The organism is Microbacterium resistens, assembly GCF_021172025.1.
Lineage (GTDB): Bacteria > Actinomycetota > Actinomycetes > Actinomycetales > Microbacteriaceae > Microbacterium > Microbacterium resistens.
This window is the reverse complement of record NZ_CP082781.1, coordinates 2133538-2152642: the sequence shown is the minus strand read 5'-3', so window position 1 is coordinate 2152642 and position 19105 is coordinate 2133538. Positions and strand designations below refer to the sequence as shown.

17 protein-coding genes are annotated in these 19105 nt (G+C 73.0%); 8 read left to right on the top strand and 9 right to left on the bottom strand.

What is annotated here, in order from left to right; genetic code table 11:
* Nucleotides 1-139: 139 nt before the first annotated feature.
* Together K8F61_RS10250 and K8F61_RS10245 are read left to right on the top strand one after the other, a co-directional pair.
* Nucleotides 140-1306, top strand: a complete 1167-nt coding sequence (locus tag K8F61_RS10250; RefSeq protein ID WP_231818923.1) for an exonuclease SbcCD subunit D — start codon at nucleotides 140-142, stop codon at nucleotides 1304-1306.
* Nucleotides 1306-4434, top strand: coding sequence for an AAA family ATPase (locus K8F61_RS10245; RefSeq protein ID WP_231818922.1), 3129 nt, complete (start codon nucleotides 1306-1308; stop codon nucleotides 4432-4434). The genes K8F61_RS10250 and K8F61_RS10245 overlap by 1 nt, the downstream gene beginning before the upstream one ends.
* Here K8F61_RS10245 and K8F61_RS10240 read toward each other — a convergent pair.
* The gene (locus tag K8F61_RS10240) at nucleotides 4422-4997 is read right to left on the bottom strand and encodes a phosphorylase family protein (protein ID WP_219085322.1); all 576 of its coding nucleotides are present in this window, start codon (nucleotides 4995-4997) and stop codon (nucleotides 4422-4424) included. The genes K8F61_RS10245 and K8F61_RS10240 overlap by 13 nt on opposite strands.
* 96 nt (nucleotides 4998-5093) lie before the next feature.
* On the opposite strand from K8F61_RS10240, the gene nadE reads away from it, so the two are divergent.
* The 3 genes from nadE (at nucleotide 5094) to K8F61_RS10225 (ending at nucleotide 10309) form a co-directional block, all read left to right on the top strand.
* Nucleotides 5094-5912 carry an ammonia-dependent NAD(+) synthetase gene (gene nadE / locus K8F61_RS10235; RefSeq protein WP_231818921.1) on the top strand — a complete coding sequence of 273 codons (819 nt, stop codon included), beginning with the start codon at nucleotides 5094-5096 and terminating at the stop codon, nucleotides 5910-5912.
* 94 nt (nucleotides 5913-6006) lie between these two features.
* A complete protein-coding gene (locus K8F61_RS10230; protein WP_231818920.1) occupies nucleotides 6007-9555 on the top strand; it encodes a TM0106 family RecB-like putative nuclease in 3549 nt (1182 codons plus the stop codon).
* Nucleotides 9542-10309, top strand: a complete 768-nt coding sequence (locus tag K8F61_RS10225; RefSeq protein WP_231818919.1) for a GNAT family N-acetyltransferase — start codon at nucleotides 9542-9544, stop codon at nucleotides 10307-10309. Before K8F61_RS10230 ends, K8F61_RS10225 begins: the two co-directional genes overlap by 14 nt.
* Before the next feature lie 61 nt (nucleotides 10310-10370).
* Here the strand turns inward: K8F61_RS10225 and K8F61_RS10220 are convergent, their stop codons facing one another.
* Together K8F61_RS10220 and K8F61_RS10215 are read right to left on the bottom strand one after the other, a co-directional pair.
* Nucleotides 10371-10790 carry a hypothetical protein gene (locus tag K8F61_RS10220; protein WP_231818918.1) on the bottom strand — a complete coding sequence of 140 codons (420 nt, stop codon included), beginning with the start codon at nucleotides 10788-10790 and terminating at the stop codon, nucleotides 10371-10373.
* 10 nt (nucleotides 10791-10800) lie between these two features.
* Nucleotides 10801-11373 carry a hypothetical protein gene (locus K8F61_RS10215; protein ID WP_231818917.1) on the bottom strand — a complete coding sequence of 191 codons (573 nt, stop codon included), beginning with the start codon at nucleotides 11371-11373 and terminating at the stop codon, nucleotides 10801-10803.
* A 207-nt stretch (nucleotides 11374-11580) separates the two neighbouring features.
* Between K8F61_RS10215 and K8F61_RS10210 the strand changes: the two genes are divergently transcribed.
* Nucleotides 11581-11727, top strand: a complete 147-nt coding sequence (locus K8F61_RS10210; protein ID WP_231818916.1) for a hypothetical protein — start codon at nucleotides 11581-11583, stop codon at nucleotides 11725-11727.
* 94 nt (nucleotides 11728-11821) lie between these two features.
* On the opposite strand, the gene upp is transcribed toward K8F61_RS10210, so the two are convergent.
* Nucleotides 11822-12454, bottom strand: coding sequence for a uracil phosphoribosyltransferase (gene upp, locus K8F61_RS10205; protein WP_067246642.1), 633 nt, complete (start codon nucleotides 12452-12454; stop codon nucleotides 11822-11824).
* A 137-nt stretch (nucleotides 12455-12591) separates the two neighbouring features.
* Between upp and K8F61_RS10200 the strand changes: the two genes are divergently transcribed.
* The gene (locus K8F61_RS10200) at nucleotides 12592-13023 is read left to right on the top strand and encodes a nucleoside deaminase (protein WP_231818915.1); all 432 of its coding nucleotides are present in this window, start codon (nucleotides 12592-12594) and stop codon (nucleotides 13021-13023) included.
* Between the two features lie 75 nt (nucleotides 13024-13098).
* Here K8F61_RS10200 and K8F61_RS10195 read toward each other — a convergent pair whose 3' ends face one another.
* Together K8F61_RS10195 and K8F61_RS10190 are read right to left on the bottom strand one after the other, a co-directional pair.
* On the bottom strand, nucleotides 13099-13980 hold the full coding sequence (locus K8F61_RS10195) for an alpha/beta hydrolase (RefSeq protein ID WP_231818914.1): 882 nt from the start codon (nucleotides 13978-13980) through the stop codon (nucleotides 13099-13101).
* A gap of 16 nt (nucleotides 13981-13996) precedes the next feature.
* On the bottom strand, nucleotides 13997-14968 hold the full coding sequence (locus tag K8F61_RS10190; protein WP_067246647.1) for a cation diffusion facilitator family transporter: 972 nt from the start codon (nucleotides 14966-14968) through the stop codon (nucleotides 13997-13999).
* Between the two features lie 78 nt (nucleotides 14969-15046).
* On the opposite strand from K8F61_RS10190, the gene proC reads away from it, so the two are divergent.
* The gene (gene proC, locus K8F61_RS10185) at nucleotides 15047-15886 is read left to right on the top strand and encodes a pyrroline-5-carboxylate reductase (protein ID WP_219085325.1); all 840 of its coding nucleotides are present in this window, start codon (nucleotides 15047-15049) and stop codon (nucleotides 15884-15886) included.
* Nucleotides 15887-15937: 51 nt separating this feature from the next.
* Here proC and K8F61_RS10180 read toward each other — a convergent pair whose 3' ends face one another.
* The 3 genes from K8F61_RS10180 to K8F61_RS10170 all read right to left on the bottom strand — a co-directional run bounded on the left by K8F61_RS10180 (nucleotide 15938) and on the right by K8F61_RS10170 (nucleotide 19084).
* Entirely contained in the window at nucleotides 15938-17530 is a 1593-nt protein-coding gene (locus K8F61_RS10180; RefSeq protein ID WP_231818913.1) for a hypothetical protein, read from the bottom strand.
* On the bottom strand, nucleotides 17512-18288 hold the full coding sequence (locus K8F61_RS10175) for an ABC transporter ATP-binding protein (RefSeq protein WP_067246655.1): 777 nt from the start codon (nucleotides 18286-18288) through the stop codon (nucleotides 17512-17514). The genes K8F61_RS10180 and K8F61_RS10175 overlap by 19 nt, the downstream gene beginning before the upstream one ends.
* A 76-nt stretch (nucleotides 18289-18364) precedes the next feature.
* Entirely contained in the window at nucleotides 18365-19084 is a 720-nt protein-coding gene (locus K8F61_RS10170; protein WP_231818912.1) for an alpha/beta fold hydrolase, read from the bottom strand.
* Between the last annotated feature and the right edge of the window lie 21 nt (nucleotides 19085-19105).

The window sequence follows — 19105 nt, the reverse complement described above, 5'->3', positions numbered from 1 at the left end:
CGGACGAGGGCGGGTCAGGGGATCTTCCGTCCGGTTCCCCGGAGCGGGCGCGGCGCCGCGTCCCCGACCCGCGGGGCGGCGGACGGGTTCGCGGCACGCCTCAGCGGCGATGTCGGACCCTCTCCGTACCGTGGGTGGCATGAGGATCCTGCACACCTCCGACTGGCACATCGGCCGCACGTTCCACGGGCACTCGACGCTCGCGGCGCTGGCCGAGGTGCTGGGCGCGCTGGTCGCGCAGGTGCGGGAGCACGATGTGGACGTCGTCCTCCTCGCGGGGGACGTCTTCGACTCGGCGACCCCGGCCGCGCCGGCCTACACGCTGCTCACGGACACCCTCGCCGCAGTGCACGACGCCGGAGCGCAGATCATCGTGACCAGCGGCAACCACGACTCCGCCGCCCGGCTCGGCTTCCAGTCCCGGCTGCTGCGCGAGGGCATCCACGTCGTCACGGACCCGCGGGGGATCGCCACGCCGATCACGATCGAGGACGAGCACGGCCCCGTGCGGTTCTTCGGGCTGCCCTACCTCGAGCCGGCGATCGTCCGTCAGCACTGGGCCGAGGACGCCGAGGCGCCCCCGCTGCGCACGCAGGCGCAGACCCTGGCGCACGCGATGTCGCTCGTGCGGACGGGGCAGGACGCGCACCCCGGGCGATCGGTCGTCGTCGCGCACTGCTTCGCCGCCGGAGTGGACGCGACCGTCGGGCTGGAGCGGGAGATCCGACAGGGCGGGATCGACATGGTGCCGCTGTCCGTGTTCGACGGCGCGGACTACGTGGCGCTGGGGCACATCCACGGGCGGCAGACGCTGAGCGAAGGCGTCCGTTACGCGGGCGCGCCGCTGCACTACAGCTTCGGCGAGCAGCACAAGGAGCGCGGTTCCTGGCTGGTCGAGCTCGACGCCGACGGGCTCGCGGACGTCACGTGGCTCGCCCTGCCGGTGCCGCGGCGGCTCGTGACCCTGACCGGACCGCTGGACGAGATCCTCTCCGAGGAGAACGCGGCGGCGCACGCGGACGACTGGGTCTGCGCGGTCTACACGGACGCCGTGCCTCAGCACGAGCCGATGCGGCGCCTGCGCGAGCGCTTCCCCTTCTGCGCACTGGTCCAGCACCAGCCGGCCGGCGCGGACGCCCGCGACGAGCGCTCGTACGCGCAGCGGCTGCGGGCCGCCCTCACCGACACGGACCGGATCGACGCGTTCCTCTCCCACGTGCGCGCGGGCGTCGGGCCCAGCGAGGCGGAACGGCTCCTGATCCAGGAGGTCGTGGACGACCGGGTCCGGGCAGAGGCACTCGTCTAGTGCGACTGCATCGTCTGGAGATCGAAGGCTTCGGGCCGTTCCTGCGCCGTCAGGTCATCGACTTCGACGCCTTCTCGGACGACGGCATCTTCCTCATCGCCGGACGCACCGGGGCCGGGAAATCGAGCATTCTCGATGCCGTCTGCTTCGGTCTGTACGGCGGGGTCCCGCGGTACGACGGCGGCGAGAAGCGGCTGCGCAGCGATCATTGCGAGCCGGAGGACCCGACGGAGGTCGTCGTCGAGTTCAGCACGGTCGCGGGGCGCTTCCGGGTCACGCGCTCGCCGGAGTACCTCCGACCGGCCAAACGCGGCGGCGGTCTGACCAAGCAGGCGGCCGCGGTCGCCCTGGAGGAGCACACCGATGCCGGGTGGGTCGGCCGCGCCGCTCGGGCGGTCGACGTGGCGAACGAGCTCGCCGACATCCTTCAACTCACCCAGGAGCAGTTCCTGCAGGTCATCCTTCTCGCGCAGAACCGGTTCGCCGACTTCCTGCTCTCCGACAGCCGCGATCGGCTCGCCCTGCTTCGCCGCCTGTTCGGCACCGAGCGGTTCGAGGACTACCAGACCCGGTTCGAGGACCGACGCCGTGCCGCGGAGGCGGCGCTGGGCGGTCGCCGGGCGACGGTCGAGGCGCGGCTGGCGGAGGCCGAGCGGATCGTGGACGGCGCCGGTCTGCACGGTCGTACCGCCGCAGGGGACGAGGACGGCGCCGATGTCGGAGATCCGACGCCCGCCGGAGAGCCGCGGCGATCCGATTCGGACGAGGGGACAGGCGAGGCTGCCCCGACCGGTGTCGGCGCACGGAGCACGCCCGAACGGATCGCCGCGCTGCGGCGGGCGCTCGCGCGCGCCGACTACCGCGTCGAGAGGCTGCGCGCGGAGCGAGACGCCGCCGAGTCGGCGCTCGCCGCCGCGGATGAGCGTCTTGCGACCGCGAAGGAGGAACGTCAGGCGCAGACCGAACGGGACCGTGCGCGCGCGGCGCTCGCCGCGCTGGACGCCGAGGCGGAGCGCGTCGCCGAGGACCGCGAGCGGCGGGACCGAGCGCGGTCGGCCGAGGCGCTGCGGGCCGTGCTCATGGCGGCCTCGCGCGCGCAGGCGGCCGAGAAGGCGGCGGTCCAGGCGGAGGACGCGGCCCGAGCGGCATGGGAGCGGTATGCGGACGAGACCGTCGGTCCCGACGCGGAGGCCGCCGCCCTTCGTGCCTGGGCCTCCGAGCGGACGAGGGAGAGCGGCGCCTGGCAGAGGGCCGCGGACCTCGAACAGCGCCACCCGGAACGCGAACGTGAGCTCGCCGAGGCACGGCGGGAGGCGACGGAGGCCGCGGAGGAGCTGGCCGCTGTGGAGCGTGAGAGCGAGGAGCTGCCGGCGCAGATCCTCGAGCTGACGGTCCTCCGTGACGCCGCTCGCCGTGAGGGCGACCGGGTCGACGACCTCCGTCGCGCCGAGGAGGAGTCGGCCGCGCGCCTCCGCGCCGCGTCCGAGGTGCAGCGGCTGGACGAGCAGCGCACCGAGGCCGAGCGCCGCAGCGCCGCCGCGGCGGGCGAGAGCGCCCGGGCGCAGGGCGTCGTCGCCGCTCTCCGGCAGCGTCGTCTGGACGGCTTCGCGGGGGAGCTGGCGTCGGCTCTCGTCCCCGGAGAGCCCTGCGCCGTCTGCGGTTCGACCGAGCATCCCGCCCCGGCGGAGCACGCGGACCCCGTCTCGGCCGAGGATGTCGCGCAGGCCGAGGCGGTCCGGGACGCGGCGGCGTCGGCGGAGCGCGAGGCGGTCCAGCGCGAGGCCTCCGTCCGGGCGGAGCTGGCGGCGGTGACCGAACGGGCGGGGGGCCGTACGGTCGCCCAGGCGGAGGACGAGCGCGACCGTGCCCGGGAGGCGTGGGAGGCCGCGCAGGCCGCGGCCGCGCGCGCCGAGGAGCACGAGCGCGCGCTGACCGCGGCCCACCGTCGCCGGGAAGAGAACGGGGCGCGTCACGATGAGGCGGTCCGGACACTGGCGGAGGCTCGGGAAAGGCTCGCTCGATGCGAGCAGCGCGCTGCCGAGGCCGACGCGGAGATCGCCCGGGCGCGCGGGGAGCACGAAAGCGTCGCGGAGCGCCTCGATGACCTGCGCCGCGCCATCGCTGCGGCGGTCGACGCGGCCGCGGCGAGCGAGGAGCGGGCGTCACGCACCGCGGCGGCCGAGGAGGCGTTCTCCGCGCAGAGGCGCGCCCTGGAGGACTCGCCGTTCGCCGATGCGGAGGCGGCCGAGGCGGCCCTGCTCGCGCCGACGGAGCTCGCCGCGCTGGAGAGCCGTCTCACCGCCCACGCGGTGCAGCGCGAGAAGGAGCGCGACACCCTTCTGCACCTCGAGCTGCGGATGCTCCCGGAGGAGCCCATCGACCTGGATCCGGTGACGCGCGCCGCCGCGGACGCCCGCGAGGCGTGGAAGCTCGCCGTGGGGGACGCGGCGCGGGCGGAGGAGACCGCGGCGCGGCTGCGGGGACTCGTCGACGATGCCGAGGCGGAGCACGCCGTCTCAGCCGAGGAGCAGGCGGAGTTCGACGTGCTGCGCGGGCTCGCGGACACCCTGGCCGGACGCGGCGAGAACACCCGGAAGATGAACCTCGAGACGTTCGTGCTCGCCGCGGAGCTGGAGGAGATCGTGGCCGCGGCCACGCTCCGGCTGCAGGACATGTCCTCCGGGCGCTACCAGTTGCGCCACTCCGACGCGCTGGCCGCGCGCGGCGCCGCCTCCGGGCTCGGGATCGTCGTGTTCGACGCCTTCACCGGTCAGACGAGGCCGGCCCGATCCCTCTCCGGCGGCGAGACGTTCCTCGGCTCTCTCGCCCTCGCCCTGGGGCTCGCCGAGGTCGTGACGGCGCGGGCCGGGGGGATCCGGCTGGACACGCTCTTCATCGACGAGGGCTTCGGATCGCTCGACGCCGACACCCTGGAGGTGGCCATGCGCACCCTGGACGAGCTGCGCCAGGGAGGCCGGACCGTCGGCGTCATCAGCCACGTCGAGGCCATGCAGGAGCAGATCCCCGCGCAGCTGACGGTGCGAGCCACGCCGGACGGGCCGAGCGTGATCGACGCTCCCCGGTCGGTCGGGCCGGGCGCCGGGGAAGGCGCGGGTCAGACGCCGTAGTCGGTGCGGATGCGCTCGCGCAGCTGACGGCTGCAGCGGTCCAGCGCCGCCTTCCAGTCGGTGAGCGCACCGTCCTCCGCACGGTCCGAGACGGCGCGCAGCACGCGGATCGGCACCCCGAAGCGCTGCGCCACCCAGATGTACGCGTAGGTCTCCATGTCGACGAGCACGGCGCCGAGGGGCCGGATGGTCGCCGTCGCCTCGGCGTCGTCGACGAAGTGGTCGCCGGTGGCGATGACCACGCCGTCCCGTCCGGTGGAGACGCGCGCGGGCAGGGACACGTGCTGCCCGACGATGCCGTCGATGTCGGTGACGTCGTGCTGGATCGCCGTGCCGACCTCGTGCACGTCCGCGTCGAGATCCGGATCGATCGCCCCCGCGGTCCCCACGACGACGACCTCCTCGTACGTGCGCCGGGACAGCGCCATGGTCAGCGCGTACGTGGCCTGGAGCTTGCCGGGGCCGGTGACGAGGCGCTCGAAACCGGGAAGCGCATCGCTGAAGCCCTCTTCGGCCGGGAACGCGGACAGTTCGGAGGCGAGGGCGGCGACGAGAAGTCTCACCGGATCATCCTGCCACTCCCGGGCATCCCACCCCGGCGTCGTTCATACCGTCGTAACGTGACGAGGCGGATACTGGACCGGACGAACGGAGTTGCCGTGACCCTGCAGCAGGACATCATCGACGCCCTCGGCGTGCGCGCCGACATCGATCCGCACGCCGAGATCGAACGCCGCGTGGCGTTCCTCGCCGACTACCTCGCGCGCACCGGCGCCCGCGGCTACGTCCTGGGCATCTCCGGCGGTCAGGACTCGACGCTCGCCGGGCGTCTCGCGCAGCTCGCCGTCGAGCGCGTCCGGGGGCAGGGCGGGGAGGCGGCGTTCATCGCCGTGCGGCTCCCCTACCGGGTGCAGCACGACGCCGACGACGCCGCGGCGGCCCTGGACTTCATCGCCCCCGACGAGCGCGTCGAGGTGAACATCGAACACGGCGTGGACGGGCTGGAGACGGACCTGGAGGCCGCAGGCGTCGGCGAGATCAGCGATTTCCAGCGCGGGAACATCAAGGCGCGGCTGCGGATGGTGACGCAGTACGCGATCGCCGGGCACCGCGGCATGCTCGTGATCGGGACCGACCACGCCGCGGAGGCCGTCACCGGCTTCTTCACCAAGTTCGGCGACGGCGCCGCCGACCTCACCCCGCTGGCGGGACTGACGAAGAGACAGGGCAGGGCGCTGCTGCAGGAGCTCGGCGCACCGGACCGACTGGCGTTCAAGGTGCCGACCGCGGACCTGCTGGACGGCAACCCGGGCCGTTCCGACGAGGACGAGCTCGGCCTCACGTACGAGCAGATCGACGACTACCTGGAGGGACGGGAGATCTCCGCCGACGCCGCGCAGCGTCTCGAGGGCAAGTACCTCGCGACGGCGCACAAGCGTCACCTTCCGGTGACGCCGGACGACGCCTGGTGGCGCTGAGCTCCTGAGCCCCGTCGGCGGGGATGTCCGCGGGGCGGTCTAGGGTTTCAGGAGCGGCCGGACGAGGCCGCGCCACCCGAGGCAAGGAGTCCCTGTGCGCGTCATCCCCGCATCCGATCCCGCTTCCTCCGGCGGGACGACGCGGGTGGTCTGGAGCGCGACGGACCTCAAGCTCGCCGCGGAATGCGAGTTCGCCTGGGCGAGGGCGCTGGACGCGAAGCTCGGTCGTGTGCCCGCGGTCGAGGATCCCGAGGACGCCACGCTGCGCCGGGCCGCCGAGCTCGGCGACGCGCACGAGCTCGCGGTGCTCGGCGACTACGTCGCGCGGTTCGGGACGGCCTCCGGCGGCGGTCCGGGCGTCGTGGAGCTGCCCAAGGTCTCCGCCGCCGACCCGGACGCCCTGGCCGCGGTCGTCGCGGAGACGGAGCGCGCGCTGCGGTCGGACGCCGACGTGGTCTTCCAGGCCGCGTTCTCGACGCCGGAGTTCGTCGGGTTCGCGGATTTCCTGCGACGCGACGATGAGGGCCGTTGGCGGGTGCAGGACTCGAAGCTGGCCCGGCACGCGCGGGTGACCGCGCTCATGCAGCTCGCCGCATACGTCGATCAGCTCGACCGTCTCGGCATCCCGCGCGCCGACGAGGTCGACCTGATCCTCGGGGACCGCTCGGTCAGCACCCACGCCGTCGACGACCTGCTCCCGCTGTTCCACGTCCGGCGAGCCCGACTGCGGCGCATCATCGCGGACCGACGTATCGAGGAGGCCGAGGCCGGCGCGCCGCTCGCCTGGGGCGACGACCGCGGCGATCTCCAGATCGTCGCGTGCGGCCGGTGCGCGACGTGCGACGAGCAGGTGGAGGCCCACCGCGACCTGCTGCTCGTCGCACGCATGCGGCCGGTCCAGCGTCAGCGTCTGCGGGCCGCCGGGATCACGACGATCGACGCCCTCGCCGCGGCCGCCGAGGCGCCCGAGGGGATGAGCACCGAGACGTTCACGGCCCTGCGGTCTCAGGCCCGCCTGCAGGTCGCGGCGCCGACGGAGCCCGGCGAGGCGCCGACGTTCGAGCTCGTGTCCGCGAACGCGATCGGGATGCTCCCCCGCCCGAGCCGCGGCGACCTGTTCTTCGACTTCGAAGGCGACCCGCTCTACACCGAGGCGGCACCGGATGCGCCGTGGGGGCTGGACTACCTGTTCGGCTGGGTGGACGACGCCGAGCAGTACTCGGCGCTGTGGGCGCACACCTTCGCCGACGAGAAGAAGGCGCTGCTCGACTTCCTCGCCTTCGTGAAGCTGCGCCGGCAGACCCACCCCGATCTGCACATCTATCACTACGCCCCGTACGAGACCTCGCACCTGGCGGCCATGGCGGCCCGGCACGGCGTGGGGGAGGCGGATGTCGACCGGCTGCTGCGGGAGGGCGTCTTCGTCGACCTCTATCCCCTGGTGCTCCGAGCGGTGCGGGTCGGCTCGCGGTCCTACTCGATCAAGAAGCTGGAGCCGCTGTACATGGGCGCGGAGGTCCGTACCAGCGACGTCCAGAAGGGGGACGACTCGATCGTGCAGTACGTTCAGGCACGCGCGCTCGCGGCGGAGGGGCGGACCACGGAGGCGGACGCGATCCTCGAGGACCTCGCCGACTACAACCGCTACGACTGCGTCTCGACGAGACGACTGCGGAACTGGCTCGTGGATCTCGCGCGCCAGGAGCGCGTGCTGCCCGCGCCGCCGGACGACCCGGAGACCAGGGCCTACGAGCCGTCGCCGCTGTCGGTCGCCCTGCAGTCGGAGGCGCAGCGCGCCGACGAGGAGGAGCGGGACGGCGAGATCTATCGCGTCGCGGCCGCCGCGATCGACTACTACCCCAGGGAGGCGAAGAACTTCTGGGTCGCGCATTTCCAGCGGCTGCGCGAGCCCGTGTCCCTCTGGGAGTCGACGCGCGACGTGCTGCGGGTGGATCCCGAACGGTCCGCGGCGGTCGGCGACTGGGAGATCGAGGACGGCAAGCGGGTGCTGACGCGGACCATCGCGCTGCGCGGCGAGCTGGCCCCCGGCAGCACGATCGGGGTCGGCGCCCGCCCGTTCGCCCTGTACGCCGTGCCGGCGCCGTTCGACGGCGAGTTCCCGTCGCGGGTGATCCACGTGCCGCACGAGGTCGAGGTCGTGGAGGTCGGCGAGGACGCGCTGGTCGTCTGCGAGCGCGCGGTGCAGGGCCAGACGTGGGAAGAGCTCCCGGTGGCCCTCAGTCCGGCCGCGCCCCCGCACGTCGGCGCGCAGCAGGGCGCGATCGAGGAGTGGGCGGGCGCCGTCCACGCGGCCGCGCCCGGGTTCCCGGAGGACGCGGCCACCGACGTGCTGCGGCGCATCCCGCCGCGGACGATCTCGGGCGCACCGCTGCCGATCGCGGAGGACGGCGGGGCCGCCGAAGCGATCGTGCGCGGGATCCTCGACCTGGATCGCAGCTACCTCGCCGTGCAGGGACCTCCGGGCACGGGCAAGACCTACACCGGGTCCCAGGTGATCGCCCGGCTCGTCCGTGAGCACGGCTTCCGCGTCGGCGTCGTCGCCCAGTCGCACGCGATCGTGGAGAACCTGCTCGACCGCGTGGTCGCGGCCGGGGTCCCCGCCGCTCAGGTCGCGAAGGCCCCGAAGAACGGCGGCGACGGCGACGAACCGGCGTACACGGTGATCCGCAAGGACGGCATGGCCGCGTTCCTCGGCGAGAACGCCGGCCGCGGCGTCGTCGTCGGGGGAACGGCCTGGGACTTCGCCAACACCCGCCGCGTGGAGCGCAAGGCGCTGGACCTCCTCGTGATCGACGAGGCGGGGCAGTTCTCCGTCGCCTCGACCATCGCCGTCGCCGCGGCGGCGCAGCGGCTGCTCCTCCTCGGCGATCCGCAGCAGCTGCCGCAGGTGAGCCAGGGAGCGCACCCCGAGCCGGTCGACACCTCGGCGCTGGGGTGGGTGATGGCGGGGCGCGCGGTCATCGACCCCGGGCACGGCACGTTCCTCGCGCGCTCCTGGCGGATGCATCCCGCGGTGGCGGCCCCCGTCTCGCGGCTGTCGTACGCGGGGCGCCTCGCCTCCGCGCCGGGCGCCGAGCGGCGGATCATCGAGGGGGTCGAGCCCGGGCTCCACGTCCGCGCCGTACGGCATCGGGGCAACGCGACGCAGTCGCCCGAGGAGGCGGCGGAGGTCGTCCGGATCGTGGCCGATCTTGTCGGGCGCCCGTACCGCGACGCGATGGAGGATCCCGACGCACCGGCGCGGATCCTGCGGACGTCGGACATCATCGTGGTCGCCCCGTACAACGCGCAGAAGCAGCTGATCCACGAGGAGCTGTCGGCGGCCGGCTTCGGCGACGTCGAGGTCGGAACCGTCGACAACTTCCAGGGCAAGGAAGCGGTCGTCTCGATCACCTCGCTCGCCGCGTCCAGCGGACGCGATGCACCACGCGGACCGGACTTCCTGCTCCTCCAGAACCGCCTCAACGTCGCCGTGTCGCGGGCCAAGGCCGTGGCATACCTCGTGCATTCGCCGGCCCTGCTCGACGATCTGCCGTGGACGCCGGAGGGCGTGGCACGGCTCAGCGCGTTCGCCCGCCTGGTGGGTGCGGACCGTGAAGGCGGTGCCCATGCGGTCGCCTGACGACATCGCGCGGGCGTCGGCCTCCTGGGTGTGGCACCCGCGGGACAGTGAGCATGACGACCAGCACCTGCACCTCGTGCGCTACCCCGCGCGCTTCGGCGGCGGCGTCCGGGCGTCGCGGATCGACACGGACCTGGATGCGGCGGAGGTCGTGTCGCTCGCGATCGACCGGACCCGTGCCTGGGGCGAGAACCGTCTCGTCGTCTGGGCGGGCGCGGCGGACCGGCCGGACGTCGAGGACGAGCTCCGGCGCATCGGCGCCGTGCACGACGACACGGTCACCGTGTTCGCCCGTCCGCTTCCCGGGGATCCGATCCCGGTGCCGGACGACGTCACCGTCGAGATCGTGCGGACGATGGATCAGGTGCGGGACGTGGACGCCGTGAACGTCCCCGTCTGGGAGCAGGCTCCGCTCGACGCCGAGGGACTGCGCGCGGAGCACACGGAGGTGACGACCGCGCTCGAGTCCGGAGAGGGCTGCCGGGTGCTGTCCCGGATCGACGGGCGACCGGTCGGCACCGGAGGCTGCACCGTCGTCGACGGGTTCCTGCGGCTGTGGGGCGCGGCGACACTGCCCGAGGTGCGTGGTCGTGGCGCCTACCGGGCCGTCCTGGCGGAACGGCTGCGGTGGGGAGCCGCCCAGGGGGCGGACACCGCGCTCGTGAAGGGCAGGATCGAGACCTCCGCCCCGATCCTCGCGCGCGCCGGGTTCCGGCGCTTCGGCGAGGAGCGGTCCTACTCGATCCGGCTCTGAACGCCAGACGGTGCCGCCGCCATGGAGCGGGCGCGCGAGCGATGGTTTAACACTTTGCGTCCTACGGACGTCGCTTTCGTCCGACGAGGCCAAGAATAAGCAGTGATGCGCCTAGCGCTGGGGTGAGCATTACCTGGCACCCGGCGGTGAGCGCTCCAGGCAACGAACTGTCGGTTCCGAGGGACGGTGTTGCCATGCTCAAGAGCACGACCGAAAGGGCCAGCAGGACGATTCCGCTGGTTAGTGCGAATGCTCGCACCCGGGTCCCGGCGAGAACGAGAAGGGCCACCAGCACAATGACTCCTAGCGCGCTGAGCAGCCTTGTGCCGGGGCTGCTGGTCTCGCCGGCGATGCCAGCGAGCACCAGTAGACCCGAGACGTAGGCGGCGATGCCCGCCCCGATGACGCCGAGAACGATGCCTACGATGAGCGAGCCCGTACCTCCTTTGGACGACGTGCGGTCTCCTGCTTTGAGAGTCATGTTCGGTACCTCATCCGCAAGGGTATGCGCCGTCCCTGCTGTACGCGGTGGGGCTTCCGACTCCAGATGGCGTGTTGAACGCCGCAGCCCGGAGCTGCTGGTAGCCCGTCCCCGGACAGTCGTAGTAGACGTTGATGCTGCCGTACCCGCCGGGAGAGACGGTCGGTCCGACGGTGTTGCTCTTCTCGTACCATCCGCCCATGTCACTGCGAGCTTCGATCTTCCCCACGAAAGCCTTGTCGTCTGTGCATCCGCTCTCCACCGCCATGGAAACAGTCGCGACCACGCGTCGGGGCGCGCTTTGGAGCTCCGGCTTCTCGGCGCTCATCGTGACCGTGCACGCTGCGCTCAGGGAGGTGACCGTCGTGACGGTCCCGTCCTCGTCCGTGAGCACGATGGTTTCACCTGGGTCCGGAATCACCGGGGTGTCCGCCGGAGTCGCCGCGCGCAACGTCACCTGCGCCTCGTCCGGCGGCGGGGTCGGGGCATCTGACGACGCGTATGCTGCAGCCGGCGCCAACAGCGAAGCCGCGAACAGCGTCGCCCCGATCGCAGCGCCGAGCCGGATATGTGACTTACTCATACCATCTCCTTCGATAGATGAGCTCGCCAGCTTACCCGCGATCCTTCACCAACGATGTCGGTCTTTTGGGGGACACAACCTCGCCATGATGGCGGTCCTGGACACGAATCCCGTCCGTCATCACCAGGTCGTCGGCACGGTTCGTGAGGCGCATGTACGCGCCCTGACCGTTCCACTTGCGGTGGCAGGCTTCGTCGACGGCACTCCGTGACCACGACCTTGTCCATCCATCGCTCACAGGAGGGGGCGGACACCGCGCTCGTGAAGGGCAGGGTCGGGACCCCCGCCCCGATCCTCGCGCGTGCCGGGTTCCGGCGCTTCGGCGAGGAGCGGTCCTACTCGATCCGGCTCTGAACGCCGCCACCGGTCGCCGTCCGCGGCATCGTCGGGGACGAGGCGGGCGCGGGATCAGGGAACCAGCGCGCGGCGGCGCGGGCAGCGCCAGGGATCAGACGGTGCCGTAGAGCCGGTCTCCGGCGTCGCCGAGACCGGGGACGATGTAGCCCTTCTCGTTCAGACGCTCGTCGAGGGCGCCGAGGACGAGGGTGACGTTGCGATCGCCGACGAGCTTCTCGATGGTCGCCACGCCCTCGGGGGTGCCCAGGAGGCAGATCGCCGTGACGTCCTCCGCACCGCGGTCGAAGAGGAATTGGATGGCGGCGGCGAGGGATCCGCCGGTGGCGAGCATGGGGTCGATCGCGAAGCACTGGCGATCGCTGAGGTCGTCGGGGAGGCGCTCGGCGTAGGTGGTCGGCTCGAAGGTCTCCTCGTCGCGGACCATTCCGAGGAACCCGACCTCCGCGGTCGGGAGGAGCTTGACGAGCCCCTCCAGCATGCCGAGCCCGGCGCGCAGGATCGGGACCACGATCGGCCGGGGTTCGGAGATCTTGACGCCCGTGGTCGTGGTGACGGGCGTGGTGATCTCGATCGGGCTGACCCGGACGTTGCGGGTCGCCTCGTAGGCGAGCAGCGTCACGAGCTCCTCGGTCAGCTGGCGGAACACCGGTGACGGAGTGCGCTCGTCGCGCAGCACCGACAGCTTGTGGGTGATGAGGGGGTGGTCGGCGACGTGCACTCGCATAGATACAGGCTAGTGCGCCGCGGGTCGGTCCGCCGCCCCGGTCCGGCGCGCGGCGCGCGGCAGTAGGCTCGGGACCCAGGACGCTCGGGCTCGGGAGGGCGATGGTGACGGTCGGGATGCAGCGATACGCCGACGCGATGTCCCGCGCCCTCACGCTCGCGTCCGAGGCCGCCCGCGCGGGGGAGATCCCGGTGGGCGCCGTCGTCCTGGACCCGGAGGACCGGATCGTCGGCGAAGGACGCAACGACCGGGAGGAGTCCGGGGATCCGACCGGGCACGCGGAGATCGTCGCGCTCCGGACCGCGGCGGCCGCGCGCGGCTCCTGGAACCTCGACGGCTGCACCCTCGTCGTGACGCTGGAGCCGTGTGCGATGTGCGCGGGGGCGATCCTCCAGGCACGCGTCCCGCGGGTCGTGTTCGGCGCGTGGGACGACAAGGCCGGGGCCGCGGGATCGATGTACGACCTGCTCCGCGACCGCCGTCTGCCGTACCGCGCCGAGGTCGTCGGAGGGGTGGCCGAGGCGGAGTCCGCCGCACTGCTGCGCGCCTTCTTCGAGTCCCGCCGCTAGCCCGCCCCCTCCGTTCGCCGAGTGGTCAGTTTCTGCGGGTTCGCGGCGCTCGAACCCGCAGAAACTGACCACTCGTCACGTGGGGAGGGCGAGGTCGGCCAGGCGCTCGACGAGGAAGAGGTACGCCTGGGCGTGCGGGTCGAAGTAGCCGCGATCGGTCCGTCCCTGCTCGTCGACGCTCGTGCGGGAGGCGTGCCCGGTCGTCGCCAGCCCCCGGGTTCCGTCCGAGCCCGCGACCGGGCCGCCGTCCGCGTCGTAGACGACGGCGCCCTCGATGTCGCGGGGATCGACCGGATGCTGGCCGAAGCGCCCGAGCGGCGCGACCGCGTCGGCCGACGCCTCGGTCGCGTAGTAGATCAGCTGGCCCGCGGCGATCGCATCCTCGATCGCTCCCGCAGCCATCCGTGTGAGCCCCGCGGATCCGATCGAGAAGGCCGCGTCCACCTCGGACGACGCGCCCAGCACGACGAGCTCGCCGAACAGCGTCGACGAGTACGAGTACCCGACGACGGCGATCGCCGCCGTGGGGTTCGCCGCGCGGATCCGATCCAGGTCCGCGCCGAGCCGGGCCGCCCCGATCGTCGCGTGCGCGGTGGCCAGCGCCGTGGCGTGCGTGCCCGAGTCGTACCCGAACCAGGCGATCGTCGCGACGCGGGCCGACCCGCCGCGCACGGTGACGGCCCGGATCACATCGGCGCACAGACGGCGGATCGTGTCCGCCCAGCTGGGCAGCTCGGACAGGTCGGTCGCGATGCCGTGCATCACCACCACGACGAGGTCAGCGGTGGCGACGTCGCCGAACGCGATGGTCGCGTACGGCTCGTCACCGAGGAAGAAGAGCTGCAGCAGACGGGCCTGGGAGTCCTCGTGCAGCACGTCGCGCACGTTCTGCAGCTTGTGCCGGGCGTGCTCGGCGAGATCGGGGCGCGCGAGCGCGTCGGCGAGCGGGTCCGTCATGGCGTGCGGCCCGGTCTCAGTCCTCGGACTTCAGCACGAAGGCGTCGGTCGGGGGCTGCGGGTCGCGGGACGGTCGGTAGACGTCGGGCTCCAGATAGATGACCCGCGCGATCGGCACCGCGGCGCGGATCCGCTCCTCGATCGCGTCGATGTCGCTCGCGGCCTCGCGGACGGTCCGGTCCGCGGGGAAAGCGACCTTCGCGGCGACCAGCAGCTCGTCCGGGCCGAGGTACAGCGTCTTGATGTGGATGAGCCGCTCGACGTCGGGCCCGGACTCGATGGCGTCGACGATGCGGCGGTGATCGGCCTCGGTCGCGCCCTCGCCCACCAGCAGGCTCTTCGTCTCGATCCCCAGGACGATCGCGATCAGCACCAGAAGCACGCCGATCATGAGCGTGCCGAGGGCGTCGAAGACCGAGTTCCCGGTGAGGACGGTCAGGCCCACGCCGAGGAGGGCGAAGGTCAGGCCGGTGAGGGCGCCGACGTCCTCGAGCAGGACGACCGGCAGCTCGGGCGCCTTGGCCCGGCGGATGAACGAGCTCCAGGACTGCCCCTGCTCCCGCACCCGGTTGCTCTCCTTCACCGCCGTCCTGAGCGAGAAGGACTCCAGCCCGATGGCGATCACGAGCACGACGAGCGGCAGCCACCACCAGACCGGGTCCAGGGCGTGCGGGTGGGTGAGCTTCTCCACGCCCTCGTAGATCGCGAACAGGCCGCCGAGGGAGAACAGGATGATCGAGACCACGAACGCGGAGACGTACCGCTCCCGGCCGTAGCCGAACGGATGCGCGCGGTCCGCGTGGCGGCGGGCCTTGCGCCCGCCGAGCATGAGCAGGAGCTGGTTGCCGGAGTCCGCGACGGAGTGGATCGCCTCGGCGAGCATCGATGCGGAGCCGGACAGCAGCCACGCCACGAGCTTGGCCAGGGCGATCCCCATGTTCGCCAGGAACGCCGCGAGAACCGCCTTGCCGCCGCCGGTCGCACTCATGGACCGAGTCTAGATCGCGCGCGGAGGACGGGTCTGCGGGCGAGCCGACGCACAGGGGCCGATCCTAGGATGGGCGGCATGGTCGATCAGCTTCCCTCTCTCGCTTTCCTCGGCGCCGGTTCGATGGGGGGAGCGATCCTCCGCGGCGTCGTCGCCTCGGGCATCCCCGTCGACGGCGGCATCACGGTGACCAACCGCACGGCCGCCAGGGCGCTGCCGCTGGCCGGGCTCGCGGGCGTGCGCAGCATCGCCCTCGAGGAGCAGCCGGACGGCAACCGGGAGGCCGCGGGATCGGCGCGCATCGTCATCGTCGGCGTCAAGCCGGCCATGGTCCCCGACTTGCTCGCGGAGATCGCCCCCCGGCTTCGTCCCGATGCGCTCGTCGTGAGCATCGCGGCGGGGGTCACCCTGGCGACCTTCCGTCGGATCCTCGGCGAGGGGGTCAGCGCGCTGCGGGCGATGCCGAACACCCCGGCGACGGTGGGACGGGCGGTCACGGGACTCGCGGCCGCGGAGGACGTTCGCGCGGAGGACGTCGCGCTCGTCCGGGCGCTGTTCGAGACCGTGGGGTCCGTGGTCGAGGTCCCCGAGGACCAGATCGACGCCCTGTCCACGATCTCCGGATCGGGACCCGCCTACGTGTACCTGCTCATCGAGGAGTTCACCCGGGCGGCCGTCGGCAAGGGGTTCTCCGAGGCGGACGCGCGTCTGCTCGCGGAGCAGACGTTCATCGGCGCCACGGCGCTGCTGGAGGCGTCGGGCGAGGACCCGGCCGAGCTCCGCCGCGGCGTCACCAGCCCGAAGGGCACGACCGAGCGCGCCATCGCCGTGCTCCAGGAGGCCCGTCTGGACGACGTGTTCGCCCGCGCCACCGACGCGGCCCTCGCCCGGGCCCGGGAGCTGGCCGCCGAGGGCTGATCCTGCGTCGGTCCGCGTGGTGCCGCCCCGACGAGTCGGGGCGGCACCGCGTCAGGACTCGCTGGACACCTCGGCGAGCATCTCGGGCCACCGCCGGTCCAGGATCCGCCCGCCGAGGACCGCGCCGCCCCACACCGCGGCGCCGCCCAGCGCCACGCCCAGGATGAGGCTGACGCCGCCCAGCCACGGGGTCCAGATCGCCGCGATCGCGAACCCGAACGCCGGCGCGCCGACCACGAGGGCCACCGGGGTGATGATGAGCATCGCCAGCATGGACTGCACGCCGCCGGAGGAGCCGCGCCCGAACGGGCTGGCCTCGGGTGCCGGAGCGCGTCCCGGGAGGAAGGCGCCCACCCAGGCACCGGCGCCGGCGGCGCCCGCGCCGAGGCCGATCGCCGCCCCGAGGCTCGCCGGGAGCAGGTCGATCCGTCCGACGAGCAGGCACGCGGCGAGGCAGAGGACGATCGTCACCGGAACGGCGATGATGCCGAAGCCGAGGAGCCGGCCCGCGCGGTCGGCGGTCCCGCGCACCCCGGCGTGGATGTGCAGCGCGATCGCGTCGTTGTCGTAGGCGATCCCCATCTGGATGATCGTCCCGATGAGCAGGGCGTTGACGGAGGGGATCAGCACGGTGGCCGGGGAGAGCTGCGAGGCGTCCCCGCGCAGTCCGTTCATCACCGCGAGCCCCACGAGCAGCGCGGGAAGGAGCAGCATCATCACCACGTTGATGACCTGTCGCGGGTCACGGCGGAAGTAGCGGAGGGTGCGGGCGGCCACCGCTCCCGCCGGGGTCGCCGGGAGCAGGCGGTCGAGCATCCGCCCGGAGCGGACCCGCCCTCCGCCGCGCAGCTCGACCGGAGCGACGAGGCGAGCGGCCAGCAGCCCGCGGGCGGCGAACCAGAGGGCGGCCACCGTCGCCAGGGCGATGAGGAGGCGCAGCCCCGCCGCGGTGAGATCGCCGTCGACGAGCGCCGCGGGGACGCCGAACGCGGCGCCGAGGGGGGTCCAGGCCACGACGCCGGCGATGGCGGTCAGGACCGTCGCGACGTCCTTCGCGGCGCTGACCGCACTGATCACGATGTTCACGAGCAGGCCCGAGCTGGCCAGCAGGAGGACCCCGACGGTGAGCACGAGATCCCGCATGCGCCGGTTGGCCAGCCATCGGGCGAGCAGACCGCTGACGACCCGGGCGCCCAGGACGCACGTCACGAGGGCGACGGGGAGCAGCAGGACGGCGGCGATCATCGCCGGGATGCTCACGGACCACCCGACGAGCATCAGCAGGAGCGCCAGCGCCGTGCCGAGTCCGCCGATCGTGGTGGCCCCCGCGACGACCATGCCCGGCAGCAGCGCCCCCGCGGTCACCGGGAGCAGCGCGAAGCGCTCCGGGGCGAGAGCGTCATCGGCGCTGACGATGATCGATCCGACCCACCAGCCGGCCACGATCACGGCGCCCACGAGCACCATGGCCGTCACCGCCGCCTCGGGCGCGGCGACGCGCAGCGCGGCGAGGCCTCCGGCTAGGAGCGCCAGCATCCCCGCGGCCATCAGCCCGGTGACGACGAGCGTGACGATGAGCCAGGGGTTCCGGCCCAGCTGGTGGCCGAGCTGCCGCCAGCGCAGGCCTACGAGGAGCGCAACCACGCCAGGGTCTCCGATCCGAGGTCATGGGCGCCGACGAGGGTCAGGAAGCGCTGCTGCAGGCTCATGCCGTCGCGCACCTCTTCGAGCGTGCCGTGGGCGAGCAGCCGGCCCTCCGCGACGATCGCGACCCGGTCGCACAGGGACTCCACGAGCTCCATGACGTGACTGGACAGCACGACGGTGCCGCCGCCGGCGACGTACGCGCGGAGGATCTGGCGGATCGTCTCACCGGAGACGGGATCGACGGCCTCGAGCGGCTCGTCGAGGATGAGCAGGCGCGGTGCATGGATGAGCGCGCACGCGAGGCCGATCTTCTTGCGCATCCCGGCCGAGTAGTCCACGACGAGCGTGTCGCCGGCGTCGGCGAGGCCGAGCGCCTCGAGCAGCTCGCCGGAGCGGGTCACGACGTCCGTCTCGGGCATGCCGCGCAGCAGCCCGGTGTAGCGCAGCAGCTCTGCGCCGGTGAGGCGGTCCAGCATGCGGACGCCGTCCGGGAGGACGCCCATCCGGGCCTTCGCTGCGGCCGGGTCCTGCCACACGTCGGCGCCCAGCACCCAGGCGGATCCGGCGTCGGGACGCAGCAGTCCCGTCGTCATCGCGAGCGTCGTCGTCTTCCCGGCGCCGTTGGGCCCGAGGAGCCCGAGCATGGATCCCGCGGGGACGTCGAGGGAGAGGTCGGCGACGGCCACCTTCTCCCCGAACTGCTTGCGGAGGGCACGGAGGGCGAGCACCGGGGGCGGTGCCGTGGGGTCGGTCATGCCTCCATCCCACCATGCGCGCCCCGCCCCGGACATCCGCCTCCAGACGGATCCTCGGAGGCGGTGCGCCCCGGGCTCAGTTCGAGGACGGGATGATGATCGCCTCGGTCGGCGGAGCGGGGTCCTGGTGGTGCCCGAGATAGCCGGTGCGCTCCAGGAGCGCGCGGCGGAAGGCGCTCGGCCGTTCCTGGTGCGGCACGCCGTCCACGCCCTCAAGCGCGACCTCGGTCACGTCCCCGCCGGCGCGGGTGTACGCGGCGAGGGCCTCGCGCATGGGAGACGCGGCCGCGCGGTCGTCGTCGCCGTGGATCCAGAGCACCGGCGGGGTGTGGTCCGAGTCGGCGAGGCCGGCGGTGTCCACGTCCTCCGAGCGCGGAGCCTGGAGCGTGAGGCTCAGCACGGGGGACTCCGACGCGTACTGGACCGCGACGGCGCCGCCGGTCGACCAGCCCACGAGGTGCGCGGTGGCGATCCCGAGGGCGTCGAGCACCGCGCGCACGTCCTCGACGGCGGCGGACACGTCAAGCACGGCGCCGGCGTCGGACCCGTCCGTCGCACGCGCGCGGTCGGCCGCCCCGCGCAGATCCACCGCGATCACGCGAAGGTCCGAGGGCAGGTCCAGCATCATCTCCTGCCAGAGGAGGGCCGGGGCGACGTCGCCGTGGACGAAGACGATCGTCGCATCGGGGTCGGCGGAGGCGGCGTCGCCGGATCGCTCCAGGACGCCGACCCGGCGGTGGGGCGCGTCGATCAGGCGCGCGGAGATGCCCTCGAGGAGGGCGTCGGGATCGGGCATCGGTGCCTCCTTCCGTCGCGG

Coding starts and splice junctions, on each gene's coding strand:
- K8F61_RS10250 (WP_231818923.1), top strand. CDS start 140: ATGAGGATCCTGCACACCTCCGACTGGCACATCGGCCGCACGTTCCAC.
- K8F61_RS10190 (WP_067246647.1), bottom strand. CDS start 14,968: ATGAGTGCGACCGGCGGCGGCAAGGCGGTTCTCGCGGCGTTCCTGGCG.
- K8F61_RS10220 (WP_231818918.1), bottom strand. CDS start 10,790: ATGACTCTCAAAGCAGGAGACCGCACGTCGTCCAAAGGAGGTACGGGC.
- K8F61_RS10225 (WP_231818919.1), top strand. CDS start 9,542: ATGCGGTCGCCTGACGACATCGCGCGGGCGTCGGCCTCCTGGGTGTGG.
- K8F61_RS10170 (WP_231818912.1), bottom strand. CDS start 19,084: ATGCCCGATCCCGACGCCCTCCTCGAGGGCATCTCCGCGCGCCTGATC.
- K8F61_RS10195 (WP_231818914.1), bottom strand. CDS start 13,980: ATGACGGACCCGCTCGCCGACGCGCTCGCGCGCCCCGATCTCGCCGAG.
- K8F61_RS10200 (WP_231818915.1), top strand. CDS start 12,592: ATGTCCCGCGCCCTCACGCTCGCGTCCGAGGCCGCCCGCGCGGGGGAG.
- upp (WP_067246642.1), bottom strand. CDS start 12,454: ATGCGAGTGCACGTCGCCGACCACCCCCTCATCACCCACAAGCTGTCG.
- K8F61_RS10215 (WP_231818917.1), bottom strand. CDS start 11,373: ATGAGTAAGTCACATATCCGGCTCGGCGCTGCGATCGGGGCGACGCTG.
- K8F61_RS10175 (WP_067246655.1), bottom strand. CDS start 18,288: ATGACCGACCCCACGGCACCGCCCCCGGTGCTCGCCCTCCGTGCCCTC.
- proC (WP_219085325.1), top strand. CDS start 15,047: ATGGTCGATCAGCTTCCCTCTCTCGCTTTCCTCGGCGCCGGTTCGATG.